Below are 974 nucleotides of genomic sequence, written 5' to 3' on the forward strand. Positions count from 1 at the left end.
CATTTTGTTTTTAATTAACTATAAAATCAGTTCACGGAGCGGCCGAACCATTCTACGCGTCCGATGATGGCGATGTCGGTGTTGTCGGCTGTGAGGTCGATTTCAAAAGGCTCGTAGAGGGGATTGGCGGATTTAACTAAGAGCCGTCCGGGCAGGCGTTGGATGTTTTTGACGAAAAGGTCGTTTCCTATGCGTAGGACGTACAGGCCGTCGCGCGGCTCGGTTTCGGCGTGGTTGATTAGGATGTTTATAAAAGGCTTTAACTAGAAACTAAACATGGAACTTGTAAGACAGTTCCATGTTTGAAAAAATCTCTTAATATCATACATCTAAAAAACAAAGCATCTGAAGACTATAAGCTAAACATGAAACTTGAATTTAAAGGCGGAGTTTCATGTTTAAGCCTATTTTTTCCGTTTTTTAGTCGATACTGCTGCATATGTTTTTTGCAAATCGTCATTACTTAATTCAGTCAGGCTTTCTACTGCGAAATTTTTTTCGAGGTAACTTTTCAACCAATCTTCAAGCTCAAGTTGTTTTACATTTAATTTGATATAAGCGTATTTCTTTTTTCGCCAGTCGGGATCGTTGTTCTTTGATGTTGCTGTATTACTCAACCTACCCAGCCATTTTCTGAGATAAGTTTCTGCTTTGTCGTAATCGCTCAATGCAATTAGTTTGTAACTCGGAACTTTACAGTGAGCATTCAGACTAGCCCAAATTGCACGGATTGATTTTGGCGACCGTTTGGCAATCTCTTCAGCTGCGGCAACTTGTTTAACAAGTTGTTGCAGCTTTGAAGCTTGCTCAAGCGTTATATGTTCCTTGCCGGGTTTTGAATCGACACGGGTTCTGATGACGTGATTTTGGGTATTAATTTGATGAACAACAGAACCAGATGAGGCGATAACGGCGTTACTGACGTTGCCGTTAATCTGATTTTCAACGTTTGATTTGCCAATTGAACTGGCCCT

The 974-nt window shown here is 40.9% G+C and carries 1 protein-coding gene and 1 pseudogene; both read right to left on the reverse strand.

Features of this window, described 5'->3' with window-relative positions; translation table 11 throughout:
* Positions 1-26 precede the first annotated feature (26 nt).
* Positions 27-248: pseudogene (locus NSCA4_RS16145) on the reverse strand (S24 family peptidase); the annotation flags it as partial.
* A gap of 156 nt (positions 249-404) precedes the next feature.
* A partial coding sequence (locus NSCA4_RS0110585) for an ORF6C domain-containing protein (RefSeq protein ID WP_016688095.1) occupies positions 405-974 on the reverse strand: 570 nt, incomplete at its 5' end.

The organism is Neisseria sicca 4320, from assembly GCF_000193735.1.
Classification (GTDB): Bacteria; Pseudomonadota; Gammaproteobacteria; order Burkholderiales; family Neisseriaceae; genus Neisseria; species Neisseria sicca_E.